Raw genomic sequence first — 17480 nt, 5'->3', positions numbered from 1 at the left:
TTACTCAGTAGTTATTTTTAACTTTTCATTTGGTATAAAAAAATCATTCTCATTTGTTGGTATCTTTATAAGTGGTGAAAAATCAACTTTCCAAATATCAACACTATCAACAAAATTATTATCGTATGCAAACATAGTAGCCACACAAAGTATTCCATCAATATCATAAAACTCTATGTCCGAAATATGCCTGCCACCGCCGATATACTCATTGCTTCCATAAACAAAGCCAAAGCTTCCCATCTTACCATCTTCAAAATAAAAAATTTCATCTGAAAATTTATAATCTTTATTATCACTTTGTGAATTTTTAATTAAAATTTCCACCATTTGTCTAATTTGCATAGTTATATGTCTAACTCGTAATTTTTTATTATATACACAAATCTCCTTCATCATTTGTTTAATATCTAAAACTTATTTATATCTTCAAAAAAAGTATTTTTCTGCCAAAAATAGCACTCTATCATTTTTAATAATCCATTTTCTAAAAATACCATTGCACCGCCAATATTTTCATTGGAAAGTATTAAATTTACATTGCCAACAAAGCCATTGTTTTTACTTTTTTCCACGTCTTTTTTAAAGCCAAAATAACAATAATACCCAGCAGTCGAAATCTCTCTTTTTATAATTTCTGAATTTTCAAATTGCTCGTAAAGTGCATAATCGCCCAAATCATCACTTATCAATTTAACAATTGTAGTTTCAATATCTACAATACTTGTAAATTTATCAAGGTATAAACATTGTTCCGATTTCTGGTTTTCCATTTTTTATAACTCCACGCACGGTAATTTCAAAACCTTTAATATTAACTTTATAACCACTAGTAAAATTATTTGGCAATTTATCTTTCGCCATATCTTTTTCAAGTTCCTTAGTTGTTGCATTATAGGCTTGTTGTTGATTGTTTTCAAATTTATTTAAAAATCACCTAATTTATGTTCTTTCTTATTGAAAATATGATTTAGTTTATTATTTAATTTTTCAATCTCACTTCCCCCAGCAACAACTATTCCGTCATTGCCATTATTATTCCAATTGTTCCCGTTATTATTTGAATTTGTAGTAGCCGATTTAGTATCGCTTGGTTTATTGTTTTTAACTATATTGTCGCCATTTTTACCGATATTTGCTAGTTTTCTACTATTTTTTGCTATTTGTCCTACTTTACCAGCTGCTCCAAGAGAACCTATATTTTCACCTAGTGCGTGATAATTTCTATAATTTATAGAGCTTTGATCACCTAAGACACTATCTACAAAATTTTTAGCTATAAATTCTTGTATGTTTGCATTTACATTTTTGGCTGTTAGGATAGGGTGATAAAAAGCATTATCTAAACCATTTATAGCATCTACTGGGTGTAAGATAATATTTCCCAAATCAGTAAGTCCTTCAATCCCACCTACTGCAAATCCACCTAGACTATTTAAGTCCAGCCTATTGATGATATAAATACTGCCGAATTTTCTCCTATCCAAATTTCTGGCGGCATACTACTCAAAGACCACCTAAGTCATCATCTAAATTTTTGAAAAATATAGACCACTTAAAAACCTATATGCGTAAACGTACGCTTCATTTATAGTTAAATATTTTTTCATAATTTATTTCCAATTTGGTCTTATCGGCGATGACAGACAAGTACCGTAGTGTTCTTCCATAATTAATCCCAGCTTAATTCATATGTAAAAATCTTATTTTCACTAAAACAAATGACAAAAATATAAATTACATACGATAAATATTCTATTTCAAATACTCGCTCATCACCAAATTTAAACCACTCTCTATCTAGCAAATAATATTTATCAGCCTGCATCAAAGTATCTTTAAAATATAAAAACCATTTTTCTATTTTATCTTTTTCTTGTTGTATTTGTTTGACATTATGTTTGCAATATTTCAATACTTCATCAAAATTATCAAACTTTAATTCTTTATCACCGATTTCATACACTTCCATTTCTAAATCAATAAGATCAATAAGCTGTTTTTCAACATATTTTAATAGTTCATTTTTTGAAAATTCTCTAAAATCACTGGTTTTTATATTTTTAAAATTAAACAATAAGCCTAAGTATTTTTTATCTTTTAATTTTTCTTTATATTGTAATAATTTATAGAAATTTATCTCATTTAATTTTTCCAAATTTACATTTTCATCAGCTTTAAAATATGCTGTTCGCGTAAGATACTCATTATCCGAATAAAACCTATTTTCTTCTATGAAATTATTCATTCTTCTATCCTAATTTTATATATTTTTCCGTTTTTATTAATATCTATTGTTTGAAAATGTTCTTGTGTCTTAGATGATTTATGTAAATTTATAATTGTTCCATCTGGCATTTCAACAGCACCACTTGAGCGAATTTTACCACCCTTTGTTATATCTTTAAAAATTTCATCTGCATTTCCATTTATTGGTTTTGCACTGATTAAACCAGTTTTTTACTATGCAAAGCACTAAATATACGGTAAAAACAGCAGAAAATAAATTAAAGGCCACATTACAAACCAAAAAAATAATCGCTACAAATATTACCAAATTCCATGCTAATACAAAAATTATTTGACCTATTTCACTTAACAACTATCCAAAACACTAATACAAAAATGCAAAAAACAAACCATACAAATGCTACAAATCCATTATTTTTTACTTGATCGTTTTTTATTTTATACAAAGTTATGTCACTTCTTTTAATGCCATTTTTTATCACATAATATCCGTTAAACAAAATAGGGCACAAAATCAACATATAAATTCTTTGTTCACCAAAAAAATAAATAAATATCCTAAAAATAAGATACACAAAAAATAGTAGTAGCCAAACTTTTAAAAGTATTAACAAATTATTTTTCATTTTTATCTACTTTCTTGCTTTAACTTTCTACTATTTCTATATAAATTTTGATTTTATAATGTTTTTTTAGATATTTGTGTGCTCTTTTTTAAATATCCTACAAAAGGTTTGATGAATATAAATATGTATATCGGATAATACAAAGTTGATAAAATATCCCAAAAAAGATGATCGCCTGGCAATAGATCTGCGCAACTACAATCTATATAGCCATGCCTACGCAAATATCCATATCCATCCATCCCGCACAAAATTGCATTCATTATCAGTCTTTCCACAAATACAAAAATAACCATAAAAACAGCAAACAATAGTATGCTAAGAAAAACTGTAACAATTTTTAATGGCTCATCTCTAAAATTTATAATATAAAATATTTTTAAGAAAACAATTAAATTAAATAAACAAAATAATAGTAGAGAAATCTTATAGGAATAGCCAAGATATACCATTATAATCCCAGAGTATATAACTAAAAAATACCCTAGGATGATCATGTATTTTAGCCTATCATTCATCTTTTTGCCCATTTTTATTAAATATTTTAAGCGATGTCTTTATAACTATAATAATAAGTATAAAAATAGCAATATACCGTATGTATCCTTCAAAACTATCATAGATAAATTTAAAACCAAGCAAATATATTAAAAAAAGTGTAATTGTTGACAAAATATCAAATTTAATTAATGAACTTGCAATATTACCTTTGATGAAAAAGGGCATAGCGCAATATACAAAAACACAAATAAAAAAGGAGACCGAAAGAAGGTTAGCTTCGCTCCAACCTCTAATATAGTACTTCCCATATATCATACACAAAACAAGCTCTACAAATGATATACAACCCGCAGCTATTCTTTGACTTTTCTCCATATTACTTCCTATCTTGGTAATATCGCCTAAATTTTTAAATGAATTTATATGAAATTTACATAGCCAATGAAAGAACACTATACTTTAGATGCTTTTTTACCGTGCTTGTCGTTAAATTTAGTTAGCGGCTTGCCACAATCTGGGCACCAAGAGGTATCTTTACCAACTTTAATGGCTTTGCCACAGTTATCACACCACTTGTATTCAAATTCTTTCTTGATATCTTTAAATTTAATAGACCTATATCCAAGCCAAAAAAATAATATGGCGCCCACTAATGCCGCTACACCAGAAAGTAAGTAGAAATATCCCATAAAAGAGTAGTCGGCACTATCATATGCTCTTGCTATTTTCTTGCTAGCAAAAATTTGAATAGCAGTTATCAAAAATCCAATAGATATAAAGAAATTACTCATTTTTCATTACCTTTAAGCCAACAAGGGTCAAATTTACAGTTCCTCAACTATTTTTTTAACTCCCTATATATAAAAAGCAAGCCAAGCAACGCCATGACAGATCCCACTGGTATATTTAGACCATAAGGGATAACATCTCCTTTTGGCAGACCAAAAATATTTATCGGTGGAGCCGGATCCACTAGGATAGACAGCCCTCCGGCAAAAATAATAAAACCTATTAAATAATTCATTTATTTTTCACTTTTACACCAACTGTCCATTTGTTAGATGGTGCTGCTTATCATTTTTATTTACTATCATATCCATTTCCTAAATTTCTCCCTATGGCTTTTTAATCGAGAAATTCTAAAGAATTTAGGTTTGGCTTTATTAATACATTTAACTCTTGCTTAAATTTAACAGATTTAAACGTTGTTTTATCCAAAACGTCAACTTTTATGTTTATCCCATTGTGGCATTGTAAAGTAGCCAAAATACAAAAACTAAAAAAGAGTGGATTAAAGCAACACCACCTCTTTTTATTTCCATTTTTTGTATATATTCTTTTTTAAAATCGCTCTTTTTTATACCGTTTTTTATTATAAAACATACATTGGCAAATATTAGCAATACAGCCATGGCATCAATATAGTGTTCTCCAAAAAGAAGTTTTAGGATTACTATAAAGCCGAGACATAATATGCTACCAAAAAAAATAATTAGAAATTTTTTTATTTTTTGTTATCTTTTTTGTCTTTGTCATTTTTGCTTTTTATACTATCGGCTACTGCTTGACCCGTTCCTGTAACAACTGATAACCTACTTTTATGTTTATCCTCTTGTTGCATTGTAACCAACCCACATTATAAATACAAATATGGCTTGTACCAAAGAGACGCCACCTATTGTGACGTCCATTGTTTTAAAATTCTTTTTCCGAAAGTCACTCTTTTTTATACCGTTTTTAATTATGTAATATACATTTGTAAGTATAATTAATGCGGCTACGGCATCAACATAGTATTTCCCAAAAAAGTAAACTAATATTCTTAAACAAATAAGCAAAAATGCCACACCAGCAATTATTATTAAAAATTTAAGAAAACCATTTTTCATTTTTTATCGCCTTTGTTGTTTTTACTATCCTTACTATTCATGCTATCGGCTGCTGCCTGAGCTATTCCAGTAAATATACTTGCCACAGCTTCAGCTGCGGTCTGCAAATCCCCATTGCCGACTTTTATATTTTTACCAAAATTTCCTGCTATATTGCCGAATGCACCAAAAGTTCCACCAGCAAAACCTTTTCCGATCACTCTCTCTGCATCTACATCTTTTGATCTATCTTTAAGCTGAGAGTATAGCTCAGTAGATGAGTTAACAAAGGCGCCTCTACCTATTGCCGAGAATAAACCGCTAGCAGCTCCGCCATAAGCACCACCTAATGCGTTTATTATTATTTCGGTGTAGTCAAGATTTTTAAAGCTATAGCCATTATTTATATATTGTGATCCAAGATCTATGCCTCCACCTATAGTGGTACCTGCTACTATACCTGGGGTTTTTGAGATATCATAGAATTTAATATCCTTTTCTGGAGCTTCTGGTGAAGCCAGTTTTGGCTTACGAACTGTTATGAAATAACCTTTATCGTTGGTAGTTTTAAAATTTCCAGTGCCTTTTTTATTTATTACTTGTTCATATATCACTTTATTTCCTGATAGATCAAGACTGCGAGCTACATACTCTTTGCCATTGTGTCTTAGTATACCATCACTACCTAATGTTCCACCTTTTGGGGTATTGGCTGCTACTTTTGCAGCCACTCTCTTTTCCATCTCTACAAATGGAGCTTTTAGGCCATTAGCTACATATACAGCTCCTTTTCCAAGACCAACGCCCGCTCCTTTTCCTATTGCTGCTACACCAGTCAAACTAGATGTATCAAATCCTGATATCAATGCTATATCATCGCTTATGCCATTATAGTCATAAACTTTTTCTAAAATCTTTTTATCGTTGTTAAATATATTATAGTACATATTTCTTACGCCACTTACTCCGTTTACGGCTATATCTTTTGCCAAAGATATAGCACCGTCACGCAAGCTAGAGGCTGTAAAAGTCTGATCTTTATACCAGTTTTGCAAGTTGCTTGGTATTTTATCTGCATTATATGCCAAGTTTAATATACTATTTTTAACTGTTTCTAGTGGTAAAGAGTCTATGTTTGGATGAATATATTTATTGTAAAAATCTATATTATTAATTGCTACATCTAAATTTAATCTATTATTTCTATTATCAAATTTATCAACTACAAATAGACCATCTTTGTTGTCAGATTTTGTCAAAAACTCTTTTGCTAAGACATCATCTTTATTAAACATCAAAGACCAAACATTATCACTTTGCTTTAGTGCCTGCACTGAAAGTCTTGAAATGGCTTCATCTTGAGAAATGTCTATACCTGTTCTCTCTCTAATGAAGTTGGCAAAATTATTGCCATTAGCCTTTAACCAGTCTATTTCTGGCTGACTAAATTGTCTATTATCCCCCTTACTCTTATCTAGTCCATTAAACATATAAGAATTTAAAAGAAGTGTATTTAAGCTACTTTGATTTTTAATATAGTTTATAGCTGCATCTTTGGCATTGATGCCACTATCTTGTAAATTTAGAGCTTTGCTTAGATAGTCACTAAAACTATCTTCTTTTAGTTTTGCATATCTATCTTGCTTACTATCTCCTGGTATAAATTTGCCAGCTTTATAATCCATAGCATGTTTTAACTCATGACCTAGAGTGCTCACAAACTGATCAACATTTTTAATATGGGCTAAATTTAGTATTATTGAGCCACTATTAAAATGTCCTAGAAATTTTTCATCGTCTTTTCCTTTTGCGAATTTATCATCAATTATTCTTAAAGATATGCCATCTAGATCAAGACCTGACATACTTGCAAATAGCTGTATAAATTTATTTCCTAAGGCCTCTTTTTCTTCTATGGTAACACTATCATCTGTTAGTTTTTGAGCAAGCTCTTTGCCTAATAGTTTTCCAGCTTCATACTGTGCAACATTTTCTTTTACTTCACTATTAAAATTAAACTCACCAGTTTCTATAATGGCATTTAGTGCTTTTGTTATGGCAGTGGCTGTATTAAACTCATCCTTGATATCCTTTTGCCCACTCTTTGTTAGCACTCTTAAATCCATGCTAGCATCTACATTTGAGCTTATGCTAGTATTTACTAGATCTTTTGTTAGTTTAGTTGTATCTCTATTTAGTCTTGTTAGATCATCAGAGTTTTCTTTATCTGCTATCTCTATGTTACCACTACCTAGAGTTGCTAGGTTTTTAGATAAGCTGTAGCTTAAATTTCTATGGTTAGATAGATCTATTGATTTAAGACCTGTAAATTTATCTTCTTGATTGTTATTTGATCTGCTATCTTTATTGTTTTTATCTTCTAGGATATAGTTAGCTCCTATACTAAAGTTTGTTCCTTTAGCATAGCTTGTATTTGATAGGTTCTCATAGCTTAGGGTATTTGTTTTTAAATTTAGGTTGTGGTTATCTATAAAGGTATTATCTTTATCATACTCTCCTGCTGCAAGAAGTGATCCTTTTAGATGAGTGTTTTTGCCTACCTCTACGTTTAGCTCATTAGCTGTTATAGATGAGAGTACGGTTTGTTTAGTTATTGTATTTGAGCTTGATCTAGAGAAATTTGCATTGGTGCTAGTTGCTTTTGTGCTAGATGGATTAGCAAAGCTTGAGTTTGGTGATTTATCACTACTAAATCCTATACCAACACCTACACTATATCCTCTTTCGTTGTATGCGTATTTGTCTCTTACACTCTCTAAGTTTAGGTTATTTCCTACTTTTAAATTTAATCTCTCATCAGCTCTTAAATTTGCTCCCTTGATGGTTGCGTCATTAGCTGTGTTTATATTCATATCTTTAGCTGAGTAAAGATGAGAGTTGTTATTTGTTAGGCTCTCTGTGTCACTACTACTAGTAGAGTAGTTTAGGCCAGCACTTCCGCCGCCACCACCATACATAGTATATCTCATGGTTCCACCTATGCTTTTGTCTTTACTTTCTGATGTATAGGTGTTTTTGCTAGAGTTTATATTTAAGTTATTTGTGTTTATATCTATTAGATTATTGGCACTTAAATTTGAACCAGTGATAGTTGTATCATTTGGAGTTTGTATCTTGATGTTATTTGCACTTAAATTTGATGGATTAGAGATAACTTCATTTGAGTTTGATTTTGACTTGTGACCATTTACACTAGCTGCTACTCCTACACTAAAACCAAACGTATACCAGTTAGATGCTGCCTTTGCAGCTGCTGCTACTTGAGCTATAAGTGCTAGGCTCTTAGCTTCTACGTTTGCCATAGCTAAAGCTATATTTGCCTTATAGTATCTCTCTTCGTCATTAACATTTTCAAGGATATCTGATAGATCTTCTATATCTGAGCCATCTATGCCAGGAGTTTTACTTTTATAGGCTTGCTTTAGCTCATGTAGTTTATCTTTTAGATCATCTCTAGTGTGTTTATAGCTATCATACTCTTTTTTTACCTTTTTAAGCTGCTTTATAGCTTCTATCAAAGCAAGACTAGCAGGAGCCACCTCTACGTATTCGTTTTGGGCAGTGATAGAAAGAGCTGCTTTTGCTTGTTTTAGTGTTTTAGATATATCAGTAGTGTCAGTGCTATTTAGTATATCGATATTTGCATTTTTGCTTATTAGATTTATATCTTCTTTAGCGATCAAATTTGATCCAGTGATGCCTATCTCTTCGTTTGCATTTAAATTTATATTTTTATCTGAAACAAGGTTTGACGATATAGCTTTAGTTGATGCTATATCGGTGGTAGATTTTTCATACTCTGCGTCTGCTACTCTTGTCTTAGTGCTAGTATCATACTTAAATTCTTTTATAGGTTTTGGTTTTTGATCATTTGTAAGATTTTTAGTGCTTGGTAAATTTACACCCTTGCTCTTAGATATCTCATAGCTACTATGCTCGTTTTTGGCATTTGATATCTCAATAGAATTTGCCTTTATATTAGTATCATCTTTACTTGATAAATTTGCAGTTATAGTAGCTTCATTTGCTTTTAGATTGAGCTCTTTGGCTGCAGATATATTTGAAAGCTTTGCTAGTGCATCAAGACTTCCCTTTTCGTTATATGTAGAGCGATAAATTTGAGTCAGAGTATCTCCAAACATTTGCTCAAACAAGTATGTATTTGAACCAGTCCCAATAGGATCTATCGCAGAAGCTACCAGCATGCCTGGGTATGTCAATAATGAGATGATATTAATGTTTGAGCTCTTATGAACGCTTTTTTCTTTTATTTGCTCTTTGGCTGCTAGTATAGACAAGTTATTACCAGCATTTAAATTTACATTTCTACCACCTTTAATATCTGAAGATATTATAGAGATGTCTTTGTTTGCATTTAAATTTATATCTCCTTGACTAGTGCTTAGAGATGAGCCTTGCAAGTTTGTCTTATCAAGAGAGTGCATATCAAGGCTAGATTTTAATCCACCAAATGACTTCTTAGAACTAGATCTTGCCTCATCATTTTTATAAGCTGTTGGAGCTAGGCCTATATTATTCGCATCTATGTTTATATCATTTTTGGCACTTAAATTTGAGCCAGTTACTATTGCATTGCCGCCAGCTTTTAGGCTTATATCGCCTGCGTTTAAATTTGAGCTAATGACCTTTTGATTTATAGCCATTAGTTGAGACTCTTTTTTAGAGAAAAAGCCCTTTGACTTCTCTTTAGTTTGCGTGCTCTCGTTTGTATTAGCGCCTACTACATATATATCATTTCCAGCTTCTATGTTTAGCTTATTAGTAGCTCTTAAGTTACTTGAGCTGATCTGTGTGTTTGACTTAGAGTTTAAATTTATATCTTTTGCGTCTAGGTTTGCGCTATTTAGTGTTTGGATGTTTTGTTTAAAGCTTATGCCCTTCTCTTTTGCGCTATGGCTATAGGCAAACTCTTTAGCGTTTATATTTATATTATCTGCGCTTAAATTTATCTTGTCAGCCTCTAAATTTGAGCCAGCGATATTTAAATTTTCTTTAGCGTTTAGGTTAAGGCTCTCGTCTGCTTTTAAATTTGAAGCCTTGCTAAACTGAGATGACCCTTTGTCTAAGCTTATATTGTTTGCATCTACGTTTATATTTTTGGCTGAAATTTCACTTGAGTTGATGTTTGCTGCGTCTGCTTTTAAATTTAGATCTTTAGAGTTTAGCTCTAGGTGATTTAGGTTTAAATTTTCTGAGTTTAAATTTACATTATCAGCCACTACGCTGCCAGCTAGGCTTATGTTGCCTTTGGCGTCTAGGTCTATATTATTTGCCATTACTAGAGCTGAGGCTTTTACGTTTTTATCTTTGGCCTCTTTTTTAAATTTACTTATGCTCTCGTTTCTTGCTTCATATAAGCCATCAAGGATATTTGCTATATAAGCAGAGTTTATACTATCAAGGCTGTAGTAATACCCTTGGTTTTTCGCCTTTCTATTTAGGTTTTTAATTATTGGGCTATTAAATATTGGCTCATAGAATTTATCCAGATCAACATTTGCTAGCTTTATATCATCATTTAGTGCGTAGCTTGAAAAGTCTTGTGTGCTTCCTACTATATTATTGCCCGCTGCAAAGACTGCTGGCAAGCCAACATCTGTGTATGAGAAGTTAAACACAGCACCTTTGCCACCTTTAGTCACCCATCTTTTTTTACCAAGGATTTTTCCTCTTTTACCTTTCCACTCTTGCTTTTTCCATTTAAATTCGTTAAAGCTGCTAACATCTCTTCTTAAATTTAGCGCTACGTTTGTTATATCTTTGCTATCAAGCACGAGGTCGTTGCCTGCGTAGATAAAGCTCTTATCATTTAGCACTTCATCTGTTTTTAAATTTATATCATTGCTTGCTACTATGCTACCTGGGATGAAGTTAGCTTTATCATCTTCATTTAAAATTTCTTTGTTTATAGAGTAGTAGATTCTCTTTAGCACTTCGCGGTCTTTTGCTTTGCTAGTATCAAGTACTACTTCGTTTTTGTCTATGTCTAGTCTTAGATTATGAAATACCTTTGTCGATGTGCCATATAGATATGAGTCTTTATGTAAATTTAGAGCATAAAGGGTGCTATCTTTACTTATAGCCTCTTTTAAAATTTCAGCATTTAGCTCCTCTTCATTTAGCTCTTTGCCTAGTTTTTTAAATTTAGCCTCTATCTTTGCTTTTATCTCTTTTAAATTTACCTCTTCAAGTTTAAATCTATTCTCGCCACTTTGCTTTAGAGCTAAATTTTTAGCAAATGAGCTTTTCTCCACCCTAGCCTGCGAGCTTGAGTTATTTACCAGCTTTTTAGCCTCTACATTTATATCTTTAGCATAAATTTGGCTTGAAGTATTTACCAAAGTGTCTGCTTTTATATTAAGGCTCTCTTTGGCTGCTATTAGCGCTTCATCTTTGTTTGTTATAGTCTTTGCCTCTATCTTAGCCTCTTTGTTAGAAGCGATAGCACCGGCATTAACTATATCACCATCAAGGCTTATCTCTATGTTGTTATTTGCTATGACTAGACCATTATTATTTACGCCTACGCCGTTACTTGTGCCAACTAGTTTGATTTTATTAGCATACATGCCGCCAAGCGCGCTACTATCTAGGCTAAAGCTGTTTTCTTGGTTTTTAGCTTTTACGTCGTTATAAAGTCTATCTTTGCTTGAAGTAAGCGCCTTTTCACCGATGATGTTTAGCTCATTTGCGTGGATATTTGAGTTTAAATTTATGGCATTTGAGATCACGTTAGTATAGTCGCTACTCTTATCGTTTAGGCCGTCCCCTACGATATCGATTGACTTATCAGATATTAGCTCTATCTCTTTAGGGCTTAGTTTATTGATATTACCTGTTGTTAGTGTGAGTGAACGAGAGTTGATCATATTTAGACCATCTACACTTATGCCATTTGGGTTTGCTATGACCACATCAGCTCTACTACCAGCAACCTCTAAATTTCCTTTTAGAGATGATTTCTCAGCCGAATTTACTTTGTTGATAATAAGGCTTGCCTCTTTATTTAGCCTATAGTTTGCATCTATCTGGCCAGCTATCTTAGTATCTATGTTTTTATTAGAGTTATTAAGGATAGTGCCAGTGGTTGGCGTATTAAACCTGCTATATTCATTTATAGATACGCCCTTACTATCAGGGTTTGTGATGTTTATTATTAGCGTCTCATTAGGAGCTTTTAGTATATCAGGGCGGTTGCTAGCGCCTGGATCAGCTATGATACTTGGCTCATTTGCAAGGGCAGGCATAGTGCCAAGTAGCAAAGAGAGACTTACGTAGAAATTTAAGCCTATGGTTAAAAGGCTAGGTTTTTGTACATTTGAAATTTGGTTGTTCTTTAGCATATTTTATCCTTAAAATTCGTAGCTTATGATGAAATTTACATTTGTTGATTTAGATTCAAAGCTCTTTGGTTTATAAAGAGGTTTTGAGACAGATATGTCGTAGCTTAGGTTGTTGTAGGCTTTTATGCTGCCTCTTAGACCTATGGCGTATCCTGCAAGGGTGTTTTTATCCTTTATGCCACTACTTGCTGCTCTTACCATGCCAGCGTCAAGCCCTGCATAGATGGAGTTACTCTTATAGTAGTTATATGAGAGGGTATTTCTTACGCTTACTCCGTGGTTTCCAACAAGTGAGCTCTCCCCGTCAAATCCCCTAACACTGTGATATCCGCCGATGCTAAATTTATCTTGCAAGCTTAGCTTATTTAGGCCATATCTTGCGTTGATATTTAGATCATAGCTTAGTGGAAGTTCAAATTTATATTTGTAGTTTAGGTTTAAATTTATTAGAGCAAACCTAGATGTAGCTTCGCCGCTATCTTCTAAAGGATCAGGCTGTGATCTAAATATACCAGTGCCTTTTTTGTAAGCTAGCTTGGCGCTAAAAGCTTGGTTGTAAGAATTCCAGCTTGATTTTACACCTACCTCATATCCAGCATTTCTTCTAGCTTGGTTATCTAGCTCGTAGTCCTCTAAGTAGTTTTTATTTTTTCTCTTAAATAGTTTTACGTAAGCGCTATTTTTAAAATTTGAGTCCCTATAAAATGTATAAGCAAGGCTTAGCGAGTCACTCTCGCTTCTACCTTTATATGTGTAGAGGTTGTAGGCTGCGTTTATGATCTGAGCGTAGTCATATTTACTCTTTTCATACTCAAGCATGAAGTAGCCAAATGGGATGCTAAAGCCGTAATAGTAGTTATTTGAAGCCCCGTGATCAGTGGCGCCATTAAATTTATTTGTAACCTCATATTTTTTAAATATATCTTTGCCACGTGAGAAGCTAAAAATTTCGTTAAATCCAAGTAAATTTAGCGTGCTTAAATTTAGCATGCCCTGATATTTGCCGCTTTGTTTTGAGCCAAGGTTATCAATGCTTATAGCAGCCTTTAGCGGGAAGCTATCAACTCTAGTTATTACTATGTTTGAAAAGCCAGCTCTGTTTGAAGGTAAGAATTTAATGCTAACGTCATTTTTTGAGACGTTTTGAAGTGACTCAAGAGCCTGCTCGATATCTCTTATATTTGCCACTTTATTTTTATGAGAGTACTCACCAAATGCGCTAAATAAGCTCGCTCTATTTCTTTGGCTGTCAAGCTCGTTTATGCTTATGTCATCTATTAGGCCAAGATTTATCACAAACTCTAGCTTGGCATCTTTTAGGCTCTTTGTAACTAGGCTCGCACTTGAAGTGATATAGCCACTTTTTATTATCTCGTTGTTAAAAGAATTTATGATTAGATTGATAGAGTTTTTGCCAAGGCAGCTGCCAGATTTAAAATCAAGCTTGTTTAAGCTAGCCTCTAAAATAGAGTTAAATTTAGAGTAGTTTGCATTATAAGCTTTTCTTATTATAGCCTCATCAGCACCACTACTAGCGTTAAAGCTAGCTACTTCATTCTCACTAAGAAGTGAAATTTTATCTATTTTAAAGCATGGAGTTTCGTTTAAATTTAGCTTACCTTCTGAAGTTGGTTTTTCGTTAAGTAAATTTATGTTGGAGCTTTCGTTAAAAGAGCTTGCCATATTCGCCCTAATCTCTTCGTTGTTTAACTCGTTTTTTAGATTAGTCTCATTAGCAAGTAGCGCAGCACACACTATGCCTAAAGATAAGAGAGTTCTCATCTTAACCTTCCTTGGAAATAACTATAAAGTTATATTTTTTAAAATAATTTAGTGACATTATAAAGGATATAATCTTAATCTAATATTAAAATATAATGAGAAAAAAGAATTTTTATACAAAATATTTCAAAAATGAAACTTTTATAAGGTAAGAAATTAATTATAATCAACAATTTAAAGCAAAAGAAAAAATTTATGTCAAATTTGCCAAGAAAATCTTATACTAATATATTAAAAAGACTAGAATAGAATATTTAAATTTGCAGCCAATCTAAGCGGCAGTAATTAGATATTATTTTACAATAAGCCCCATAAATAGCTTTAAAAAACTTATAAAAATGTTTTTTACGAATAATATGAAGAATCCTTTATCACTTTAACTTTAAATTTTTATAACATTAGGTAAAAATATGCAGTACAATAAGCTTGTTTTATAGACTTAGCCAAAATATATCTAAAAACTGTACCATACTTTTAGGAAATTTTAAAGAAAGGGAAACTGCAAAAAGGGCAGTTAAAGTATCGATAAGTAGGACATCTATGGTGTCACGGGGGAGACTTGAACTCCCGACCTCCGGCTTATGAGGGTTTAACAATAAACCTTGTGTAAGCACCAAAAAGACGGTACACAGCCAGTTTCACACTAAATATCTGCTACATTTTGCTACAAAGTTATATTGCATAGGTAACAAAGATGCAATATCTAGTCAAACGAAATGGCATATACTACTTTAGAGTAGCTATTCCTCTATATTTGAGGCCTTATTTTGGTAATAAAACCGAATACATAACCTCCTTCCTCACAAAACGCTTTGATACAGCAAAAAATCGTGCTAAGATCTACTCTATAATTTTTAACGCGATCAAAAAGGCATGGAAGATGAATTTGAGCAGCGAACTTATAGAGCACTTGGTGCTTATGCTTTTAAAAGCCAAGGAGGCCAAAAGTATCAAAGAGCATGATATGCTTGGCAGATATATAAATTTAGATGGACTACTATCACTAAATTTGTTTTTAAAACAGAGTTTAAAAGAAGATAGCTTGCCCAGCGTCATATCAAAAGAGGTCGATGATATCTGCAAAAAGCTATCTTGTACTGACTCTTTTACCAAAAAGCTTCTTGGTAAAAGAGTGCTTGAGGCAACGATAGATAACATAAATCACATATCATATAAGATGTGCAAAAACCAAAAGCTACTAAATGATAAGCAACAAGCATTTGTACCACTTGGTAAAAAACACAATAGTGTAAATTTAGATGATAATACTAAAGACAAGATAGCAAAAGGTGTTAAAGAGGCTAACATAGATAGCTATCAAGACTACATAGAGACTTTAAAAAAGCAGAATTTGGTACTCCCTTTTACTAAAAAGTCCTTAAAACACTCTGTTTGTGAGCTAAGAGATGCTATAAATGAGCTAGCCAAGCAAAAAGGAGCACTCACACAAAACGATATCCTAAGAATATTTGGTTGTGAGCTATTGCCAGATGGAGACAATGAGCTAAGTGAAGATCTAAAATTTGGATATGGAAATTTAAATGATCCTACCTTTGGTGGTCAGGTAAAGCTATATAAGGCAGATAAATATGAAGATAAGGGTGTAGTTTTAAGTGACATTGAGGCTAAAGATCTTGTGATAGATGATACAAGTGATGCTAGTAACATGACTTTTAATGAAGCTATAAATTTCTTTCAAAAGCTATTCTCAAATAGAGCTAAAAGCTTTATATCACAGCTAGGCTCAACTGCTAAAAACGAAATAAAAGCTGACATGCTCACGCTAAATAGCGCATTTAAAAACTATATATCAAACACAAGCATTTCAAATAACTGGAGTGATAGCACATTAGGCCTTGTTAGATATGTAGGACGGCTAATGTCTATGAAATTTGGCGATGAGCTAGACATCAAAAAGATAAAAAGAGATGACTTGCTAAATTTTAGAAATATCTTACTGCAACTACCAACCAAGCTCTCTCAAAATAGTCTCTATAAAGATAAGAGCTTAGATGAGATCATAACTTTAGTAAAAGATAGGCCAAAAATTTCTAAATCAACTATCAAGAAGTATATTGTTAGAGTTAGTGAGTTTTTTAAATACTGCTATGATAGCGACTATATAGATAAGAATCCAGCTACAGATCTACAAATAAATTTAAACCAAGATGACGTTACAAATAAAACCCTTATGAAGATAGTGATGTAAATGCACTTTTGGATATTGTGAACAAGATCAGATCAAGTGGGGATATTAAAAGCCAAAGGATAAGCAAGGATGAGCTATTTTTTGTTACTCATATAGCAGCTTACTCTGGCATGAGATTAAATGAGATAATCCAGCTAAACACAGATGACATAGTCGAAAAATATAACATAGTATGCTTTAGTTTAAATACAAAAGTAGATGTAAAAACAGGTAAGAGCAAGACTTTAAAGACTAGAAACTCTGTAAGGATTGTTCCTATCCATTCTAAGTTAAATAGCATTGGGCTGTTTGAATTTATAGAGAATAAAAAGAAGCTAGCTAGGAAATGTGGCAAAGCAGTTAGGCTATTTAGCTGTGACAATAAAGACTTTTCTGAATATTTTAGAAAGAAGATCAATACTCAAGTTATAAAAGATGGTGATAAGACAAGGACATTTCATTCATTTAGACACACTTTCATAAACAAGCTCATTCAAAGTGGTCAAAGGGTCGAGCATATAGCTGCTCTTGTAGGGCATGAACAACAATACAAAATCACTATGAATACTTATGGGGAGCCAGTAACTCCGAAAATTCTAAAGGATCTAGTTGAAGAGGTAAATTTTTATCAAGGAGGGGAAGGGTGAGCGTAGTAAACTATTTAGAATGATGGGATTGTTAACATAAATAGTAAAGGTTGATTTATAATTTAAGGTTATTTAAGATTCTGAAATTATGCTTAATTTTATGACTTTTTAATATTTTGCTATATGTTATTTTATTTATCTTAAACGGATCAATAAACAACGAAAAGCATAACCTGAACCAGCTTGCATATATATTCTATATATGGTATTTGCTATCAAAAAGCCATCTTGTA

General features: G+C 32.3%; 14 protein-coding genes and 1 pseudogene. 3 read left to right on the top strand and 12 right to left on the bottom strand.

What is annotated here, in order from left to right; all coding sequences use genetic code 11:
- The 12 genes from CVS89_RS00405 to CVS89_RS00365 form a co-directional block, all read right to left on the bottom strand.
- Complete coding sequence (locus tag CVS89_RS00405; RefSeq protein ID WP_159070860.1) at window positions 1-396, bottom strand: DUF6984 family protein; 396 nt, start codon at window positions 394-396, stop codon at window positions 1-3.
- Window positions 397-410: 14 nt separating this feature from the next.
- Window positions 411-692 (bottom strand): hypothetical protein, encoded by a 282-nt coding sequence (locus CVS89_RS00400; protein WP_233091258.1) that lies wholly within the window; start codon window positions 690-692, stop codon window positions 411-413.
- A 43-nt stretch (window positions 693-735) separates the two neighbouring features.
- Complete coding sequence (locus CVS89_RS10105; RefSeq protein WP_262367836.1) at window positions 736-864, bottom strand: hypothetical protein; 129 nt, start codon at window positions 862-864, stop codon at window positions 736-738.
- A gap of 62 nt (window positions 865-926) precedes the next feature.
- Window positions 927-1487, bottom strand: coding sequence for a hypothetical protein (locus CVS89_RS00395; RefSeq protein WP_148789459.1), 561 nt, complete (start codon window positions 1485-1487; stop codon window positions 927-929).
- Window positions 1488-1672: 185 nt separating this feature from the next.
- The gene (locus CVS89_RS00390; RefSeq protein WP_107848459.1) at window positions 1673-2248 is read right to left on the bottom strand and encodes a hypothetical protein; all 576 of its coding nucleotides are present in this window, start codon (window positions 2246-2248) and stop codon (window positions 1673-1675) included.
- Window positions 2249-3386: 1138 nt separating this feature from the next.
- Complete coding sequence (locus CVS89_RS00385) at window positions 3387-3752, bottom strand: hypothetical protein (RefSeq protein ID WP_103590207.1); 366 nt, start codon at window positions 3750-3752, stop codon at window positions 3387-3389.
- Between the two features lie 77 nt (window positions 3753-3829).
- Window positions 3830-4168, bottom strand: coding sequence for a DUF2614 family zinc ribbon-containing protein (locus tag CVS89_RS00380; protein WP_103581271.1), 339 nt, complete (start codon window positions 4166-4168; stop codon window positions 3830-3832).
- 47 nt (window positions 4169-4215) lie between these two features.
- The gene (locus CVS89_RS09950; protein ID WP_107848456.1) at window positions 4216-4401 is read right to left on the bottom strand and encodes a hypothetical protein; all 186 of its coding nucleotides are present in this window, start codon (window positions 4399-4401) and stop codon (window positions 4216-4218) included.
- Window positions 4402-4612: 211 nt separating this feature from the next.
- Window positions 4613-4789 (bottom strand): hypothetical protein, encoded by a 177-nt coding sequence (locus CVS89_RS09945; RefSeq protein WP_159071021.1) that lies wholly within the window; start codon window positions 4787-4789, stop codon window positions 4613-4615.
- 192 nt (window positions 4790-4981) lie between these two features.
- Window positions 4982-5266, bottom strand: a complete 285-nt coding sequence (locus tag CVS89_RS00375; RefSeq protein WP_107848455.1) for a hypothetical protein — start codon at window positions 5264-5266, stop codon at window positions 4982-4984.
- Complete coding sequence (locus tag CVS89_RS00370; RefSeq protein WP_107848454.1) at window positions 5263-12630, bottom strand: hemagglutinin repeat-containing protein; 7368 nt, start codon at window positions 12628-12630, stop codon at window positions 5263-5265. Before CVS89_RS00370 ends, CVS89_RS00375 begins: the two co-directional genes overlap by 4 nt.
- A 9-nt stretch (window positions 12631-12639) precedes the next feature.
- Window positions 12640-14412, bottom strand: a complete 1773-nt coding sequence (locus CVS89_RS00365; RefSeq protein WP_107848453.1) for a ShlB/FhaC/HecB family hemolysin secretion/activation protein — start codon at window positions 14410-14412, stop codon at window positions 12640-12642.
- 694 nt (window positions 14413-15106) lie between these two features.
- Between CVS89_RS00365 and CVS89_RS10180 the strand changes: the two are divergent.
- The 3 genes and pseudogenes from CVS89_RS10180 to CVS89_RS09935 all read left to right on the top strand — a co-directional run.
- Window positions 15107-15196 (top strand): annotated as a pseudogene (locus CVS89_RS10180) (DUF6538 domain-containing protein); the annotation flags it as partial.
- Between the two features lie 96 nt (window positions 15197-15292).
- Window positions 15293-16621, top strand: a complete 1329-nt coding sequence (locus CVS89_RS09940) for a hypothetical protein (RefSeq protein ID WP_233091257.1) — start codon at window positions 15293-15295, stop codon at window positions 16619-16621.
- Between the two features lie 17 nt (window positions 16622-16638).
- Window positions 16639-17247 carry a tyrosine-type recombinase/integrase gene (locus CVS89_RS09935; protein ID WP_232523981.1) on the top strand — a complete coding sequence of 203 codons (609 nt, stop codon included), beginning with the start codon at window positions 16639-16641 and terminating at the stop codon, window positions 17245-17247.
- The last annotated feature ends 233 nt before the right edge of the window (window positions 17248-17480 follow it).

This window comes from Campylobacter concisus (assembly GCF_003048615.2).
Lineage (GTDB): Bacteria > Campylobacterota > Campylobacteria > Campylobacterales > Campylobacteraceae > Campylobacter_A > Campylobacter_A concisus_C.
Note: the sequence above shows the minus strand (reverse complement) of the source record. Positions and strands in the feature narration are given on the sequence as shown.

Bases quoted from the DNA above. Each gene is read 5' to 3' on its own strand.
- CVS89_RS00405 (WP_159070860.1), bottom strand. From the start codon at position 396: ATGAAGGAGATTTGTGTATATAATAAAAAATTACGAGTTAGACATATA.
- CVS89_RS10105 (WP_262367836.1), bottom strand. From the start codon at position 864: ATGGCGAAAGATAAATTGCCAAATAATTTTACTAGTGGTTATAAAGTT.
- CVS89_RS00390 (WP_107848459.1), bottom strand. From the start codon at position 2,248: ATGAATAATTTCATAGAAGAAAATAGGTTTTATTCGGATAATGAGTAT.
- CVS89_RS00385 (WP_103590207.1), bottom strand. From the start codon at position 3,752: ATGGAGAAAAGTCAAAGAATAGCTGCGGGTTGTATATCATTTGTAGAG.
- CVS89_RS00380 (WP_103581271.1), bottom strand. From the start codon at position 4,168: ATGAGTAATTTCTTTATATCTATTGGATTTTTGATAACTGCTATTCAA.
- CVS89_RS09950 (WP_107848456.1), bottom strand. From the start codon at position 4,401: ATGAATTATTTAATAGGTTTTATTATTTTTGCCGGAGGGCTGTCTATC.
- CVS89_RS09945 (WP_159071021.1), bottom strand. From the start codon at position 4,789: ATGGCTGTATTGCTAATATTTGCCAATGTATGTTTTATAATAAAAAAC.
- CVS89_RS00375 (WP_107848455.1), bottom strand. From the start codon at position 5,266: ATGAAAAATGGTTTTCTTAAATTTTTAATAATAATTGCTGGTGTGGCA.
- CVS89_RS00370 (WP_107848454.1), bottom strand. From the start codon at position 12,630: ATGCTAAAGAACAACCAAATTTCAAATGTACAAAAACCTAGCCTTTTA.
- CVS89_RS00365 (WP_107848453.1), bottom strand. From the start codon at position 14,412: ATGAGAACTCTCTTATCTTTAGGCATAGTGTGTGCTGCGCTACTTGCT.
- CVS89_RS09940 (WP_233091257.1), top strand. From the start codon at position 15,293: ATGAATTTGAGCAGCGAACTTATAGAGCACTTGGTGCTTATGCTTTTA.